This is a genomic window from Mycobacterium sp. TH-M82, assembly GCF_057473605.1.
In genome coordinates, this window is record NZ_JBYCKY010000673.1 from 1 (window position 1) to 4,804 (window position 4,804).

The following is a 4,804-nucleotide window of genomic DNA, read 5'->3' on the forward strand; positions in this document are numbered from 1 at the left end:
CCAATCTCCTTCGGCCATGAAACACCGCAAACGCATGAAAGCCATACCCGACGTCCCTGGGCAGTCCGAAGCCTACGGCCGAGGGCAACAACCACCCCTCAAGAAAGGTAAGGACAGATGGGCTGGACTGACAAGATTGACTTGGCGGAGGAGCAATTCCACAAGCGCAGCGATGATCCGTACTGGAGTGAGAACAGTCTGCTTGGGTTCACTGTCCCCGAGCGCAATCTATGTGGCTTCATATACTTCTATTTCCGGCCGAATATGAATCTGGTGGTGGCCGGTCCGGCGATCTGGGACCACACCGGTGAAGACGTCTACAATTGTCTGTATTACGGCTGGGATCAGCACCTCACGATCCCCGAGGGCGCAGAGATGTTCAATTACCAGCTGTCGAACTCGCTCTCCTGCAAGATGATCGAACCTCAGAAGGAGTATCGGTTCGGGTATGACCGCAACGGGGTGAAGATAGATCTCACGTGGACCGCGCTGGCTGAGCCGCACTATATGAAGCTTGCGGAGGACGGCAAGGAAAATCTGGGCATTAAGAACTGGGTCGCGCTGGACGGCGAGTACTCCGTTGGACATTACGAGCAGGCGGGCTGGTTCAAAGGAACGGTTGATATCCAGGGCGAAACGATACCGATCAACTGCGGCGCACTGCGCGACCGCAGTTGGGGTCCCCGTCACGCCGACATCAAGGATCCCCTTCGTGCCGGATGGCCCTATGTCTTTGCGTCGGCCGACAGCGGATGGCACCTCTACGTCCCGCAGACCGGTCTGTCGTTCGAGGAGGATCCTCTCGTGGGCACAACCGAATCGGTGACCCACGGCTTCTACATTCGCGACGGGATCAAGGCGCAGGTCGTGGGCGGTACCCGTAAAGCCGAACGCGGGCGCGACGGCCGGGTGCTGACCCAAGTCATCGACTGCGTCGATGAACTCGGCCGGGAACTGCATGCCGAAGGTCAGGTCATGAACTGGCTCAAGTGGCCCATCAACAGTGACATCATTAACTGGTGGTCGCTGGTGAAGTGGGAATACGACGGTCAAGTGGTTTACGGCGAGGACCAGGACTTCATGAACTTCCGGCATTACCGCAGGTTGTGGAACAACCTTCTCGCTGAAGATCCTGGTCTGCTGCACTGCTTCCCGGATTCGCCGGATTACCCGCCGTATGGGAAGTAATTCGCGTCCCTGCCGCGGCCGTATCCATGAAATCCGTTGAGACCGAATGTGCTTCGGGGGTTTGGTTAAGGGAATGGTCGACATTGCCTTAGCGGCGCCGACCCTAATGATGACTGGCTCGTTCGCCGCTGGCGTGCAACCTAGCGGCTACAACGCCGCTGGAACTAGCGACGAAGGTGAACACCCAAAATGAAAGCTGAGGAAGTCCACGACAATGACGCAATCTGGGCACCATGACCCCGTTGACCTATCCAACCGAACAGCGCTCATCACGGGCGGTGCGGCCGGAATCGGGCTCGCCATGACGAAGGCGCTCGCCAGCGTCGGCGCAACCGTGATGATGACCGCCCGTCGAGAAGAGGTGCTGCGTGAGGTCGCGGAGACCCTGAACGCCGACCCAACTACCGCGGGGAGGGTGCTATGGCGGACTGTGGATCTCGCCTCCCGCGAAAGCGTCAAGGCGCTCTCCGAGGAAACCCTCAGAGAGCTCGACGCCGTCGACATCTTCATCGGCAATGCCGGCTGCGAGGTCCAGCAGCCAATCGATGCGCTCACCGATGAGGCAATCGACCAACAACTCCGCGTTAATCTGACCGCCAACATCGAGCTCACCCGCGACCTTCTGCCTCCGATGCGCCACAAGCGTTGGGGCAGGTTCGTTTACTGCTCCTCGGCGGCTAGCTGTTGCGGGTCATGACGTTGTAGGCGCCGACACGGTCGGGATGTGAGGAGGACGGGTCCTTCGGCGGCAGGATGAGAAATCGCCAAACCCCTCGTCCTGAACGTGAAGGAACCCGTCCATGACCCACGGTAATGCCCCGTTGTCCGTTGAAGGCCGTCGTCGTCTGGTCGCGCGCTGCGTCGACCGCCCCATTGCCCATGTAGCTGCCGAGATGGGGATCTCGCGGGCGTGTGCCTCCAAGTGGGTCAATCGGTTCCGGCAGTTCGGTGAGCTGGGCCTACACGACCGCTCCTCGACTCCCACGCGCCAACCCACGGCCACCCCGGCCGAGGTCATCAGTGTGATCGAGAAGATGCGCCGGTGCCGTAAGTGGTCTGCGGCGCGGATCGCCTTCGAACTGAACGCGCGCGGCATCGTGATCAGCCGGCGTACGGTGAGCCGGCAGCTAATCACTTTGGGACTCAACCGGCGCAGGTTCCTTGATCCCAGCGGGGACCTGAACCGGGTACCGCAACGCATCATCGCCCGCCACCCCGGGCACATGGTGCACGTCGACATCAAGAAGGTCGGCCGCATCCCCGACGGTGGCGGGTGGCGGGTGCACGGCAAGGGCAGCGCCCAGGCCAAGGCCGTGGCGGTGGCCACCGCAGCAGGCACGCGGGCTGGCTATGTGTATCTACATTCCGCAGTCGATGGCTACTCCCGGTTGACTTACACCGAAGCGCTCAGCGATGAAAAGGCCCTCACCGCAATCGGGTTCATGCACCGGGCCCGGGTCTGGTTCACCGCGCACGGGATCGACCGCATCCAACGGATCGTCACCGATAACGGCTCCTGCTATCGCGCCAAGGACTTCGCCCGCGTCTTGCACGGCGCCCGGCATCAACGCATCACGCCCTACACCCCACGCCACAACGGCAAGGTGGAGAGATACCACCGCATCCTGGCCGAGGAATTCCTCTACGCCCGCACCTGGACCTCAGAAGCCCAACGCGCCGAAGCACTCAAGGTCTGGAACATCCACTTCAACTACCATCGACCACACTCTGCCGCCAACGGCCAACCACCAGCATCACGACTCACCACCGGCGTCACCAACGTGCAGTCCTCCTACAGCTAGCCAAGCCGGGTCGGCGGGCGATCAGATGAGCGTCTACGGCGCCGCGAAAAGCGGTATTAATGGCTTTATGCGCTACGTCGCCGCCGAAGCGGGACATGACGGCATCACAGCCAACAGCTTGATCCTGGGGATCTACTTGACCGAGATGGTCGAGGCTCATCTGTCCGGGGAGGCGCGCCACCAGTTCCTCGTCGAGGTCCCCGCGATGACCGCGCTCGGTCGCCCCGCCCTGCCGCACGAGGTCGCCGGGCTGATCCAGCTCTTGGCGAGCGACGCCGGCGGGTATATCACCGGAGCGTCGCTGGCGATCGACGGAGGCATGACGGCGACGCTGCGACCCAACCCGATCATTGACTCCGCCGACGTCGCAGCTGTCGGCGCGAGGTCCTGATCCTGTTGGCGCGCAGGGCATTCACGCCTCAAGAAGTGCTTGTATTCGGGCTCGCGTGTGGCGCAGCCGCGCGACGAGATCGACGGATTCGGGTTCGAGTGCCCACAAATAAGCGATACCGATAACCATGCTTTTCAGGTCGTCGGCAAAGCACGCCGGCTCGATATCCCGGCGTACCGAACCGTCCTGCTGGCCGAGCCGGACCGCGGACTCCACCGCATCCCCAAGTCTGTGTAGCCAGTCTGTAACCCGTTCCCGAAATGCTGTCACGCTTCCGAGCGCCTCGAACTGCATAATGAACATCGCCCGCGTGAATTGCGGATTGGACGAGGCGAGCGATTCCACGTTGTCGATACGGGCGAGAACCTGCTCTAGACCCGACGCCTCAACATCAGTATCCGTTCCAATCCATTGTTCGTAGTCATTCCTCATGATCTCGTCGAGCAATGCTTCCTTGGATCCGTATCGCGCGTGTGCCATCGCGCGGCTGTAGCCTGCCCGGCGGCTGATCTCTGCTGCTGTGGTGCGCTCGTAGCCCTTTTCGGCTATCAGTTCGATCATCGCTTCGATGAGTCGGCGCGAAGACTCTGCGACGCGCTCGCGCTGGGTACGGCGCTGGTGGCCGCGAATCACTGACATCACACATATCGTAGGGCGCGTTTCAGCTATTGGTAGTACACGCTGCTGCCGCTGGGGGTTGCGACGGCCGCGGGTGGTGTGGCGTAGTAAACACGCGACCACTACCGGTTCGAGGCCAGGGACAAGTTAGCCCAACGGCGGTGCACCGCGCACCCCGAGCCCCCTGGTGCCACCATCTCGCAGGCGTAACTGAGTGAACCGTTCCGGGTTTGATGCCGCTTCCTTCTGTGAGAAGGATGCGGAATATGACGAAGCATTACCCGATCGAGCAGCGTGAGCGTGCGGTGAAGATGGTGCTCGATCACCTTGATGAGTATCGGTCGGTGTATGGCGCGTGCCAGTCGATCGGCCCGAAGGTCGGCGTGGGTGCTGAGTCGCTGCGGCGCTGGGTGTTGCAGGCCCAGGTCGACGCGGCCCAGCGGCCGGGCGCCACGACTGCTGAGCAGCAGCGCATCAAGGACCTTGAGCGGGAAGTGCGAGATCTCAAGGAGGCCAACGAGATTCTGAAATCAGCCTCGATTTTCTTCGCGCGGGAGCTCGACCCGCGCCACCGCTGATCTGCAGATTCATCGACCAGATGCGAGCGGCCGGATACCGGGTCGAGTCGATCTGCCGCGTGCTCACCGAGCAAGGCGTGCAGGTCGCCGGCCGGACCTACCGCAACTGGAAAACTGCCGGCCCCTCGGTGCGGACAGTGGCCGATGCCCACATCACCGATGCGCTGTTGAGCACCGTCGGTGATCCCGAGGGCATGTACGGCCGGCGCAAGATGACCGCCTACCTG

6 protein-coding genes and 1 pseudogene are annotated in these 4,804 nt (G+C 61.9%); 6 read left to right on the forward strand and 1 reads right to left on the reverse strand.

Features of this window, described 5'->3' with window-relative positions; translation table 11 throughout:
• The first annotated feature begins 117 nt into the window (after positions 1–117).
• From AC2VON_RS19735 to AC2VON_RS19750, 4 genes are all read left to right on the forward strand, one after another.
• On the forward strand, positions 118–1,188 hold the full coding sequence (locus AC2VON_RS19735; protein WP_486954463.1) for a hypothetical protein: 1,071 nt from the start codon (positions 118–120) through the stop codon (positions 1,186–1,188).
• A 301-nt stretch (positions 1,189–1,489) separates the two neighbouring features.
• Positions 1,490–1,885 (forward strand): SDR family NAD(P)-dependent oxidoreductase, encoded by a 396-nt coding sequence (locus tag AC2VON_RS19740; protein WP_486954464.1) that lies wholly within the window; start codon positions 1,490–1,492, stop codon positions 1,883–1,885.
• A 103-nt stretch (positions 1,886–1,988) separates the two neighbouring features.
• Entirely contained in the window at positions 1,989–2,990 is a 1,002-nt protein-coding gene (locus tag AC2VON_RS19745) for an IS481 family transposase (RefSeq protein WP_486954465.1), read from the forward strand.
• Positions 2,917–3,381, forward strand: a complete 465-nt coding sequence (locus tag AC2VON_RS19750; RefSeq protein WP_486954468.1) for an SDR family NAD(P)-dependent oxidoreductase — start codon at positions 2,917–2,919, stop codon at positions 3,379–3,381. Before AC2VON_RS19745 ends, AC2VON_RS19750 begins: the two co-directional genes overlap by 74 nt.
• Before the next feature lie 21 nt (positions 3,382–3,402).
• Here AC2VON_RS19750 and AC2VON_RS19755 read toward each other — a convergent pair whose 3' ends face one another.
• Positions 3,403–4,020: a TetR/AcrR family transcriptional regulator gene (locus tag AC2VON_RS19755; RefSeq protein WP_486954466.1), complete on the reverse strand. Its 618-nt coding sequence runs from the start codon at positions 4,018–4,020 to the stop codon at positions 3,403–3,405.
• 245 nt (positions 4,021–4,265) lie between these two features.
• Between AC2VON_RS19755 and AC2VON_RS19760 the strand changes: the two genes are divergently transcribed.
• Together AC2VON_RS19760 and AC2VON_RS19765 are read left to right on the forward strand one after the other, a co-directional pair.
• The gene (locus AC2VON_RS19760) at positions 4,266–4,577 is read left to right on the forward strand and encodes a transposase (protein ID WP_486954467.1); all 312 of its coding nucleotides are present in this window, start codon (positions 4,266–4,268) and stop codon (positions 4,575–4,577) included.
• A gap of 20 nt (positions 4,578–4,597) precedes the next feature.
• A pseudogene (locus AC2VON_RS19765) lies at positions 4,598–4,804 on the forward strand (IS3-like element ISPfr13 family transposase); the annotation flags it as partial.

What these genes read in the sequence shown, in the direction of transcription:
- AC2VON_RS19735 (WP_486954463.1), top strand. Translation starts at nt 118, where the DNA reads ATGGGCTGGACTGACAAGATTGACTTGGCGGAGGAGCAATTCCACAAG.
- AC2VON_RS19740 (WP_486954464.1), top strand. Translation starts at nt 1,490, where the DNA reads ATGACGAAGGCGCTCGCCAGCGTCGGCGCAACCGTGATGATGACCGCC.
- AC2VON_RS19755 (WP_486954466.1), bottom strand. Translation starts at nt 4,020, where the DNA reads ATGTCAGTGATTCGCGGCCACCAGCGCCGTACCCAGCGCGAGCGCGTC.
- AC2VON_RS19760 (WP_486954467.1), top strand. Translation starts at nt 4,266, where the DNA reads ATGACGAAGCATTACCCGATCGAGCAGCGTGAGCGTGCGGTGAAGATG.
- AC2VON_RS19745 (WP_486954465.1), top strand. Translation starts at nt 1,989, where the DNA reads ATGACCCACGGTAATGCCCCGTTGTCCGTTGAAGGCCGTCGTCGTCTG.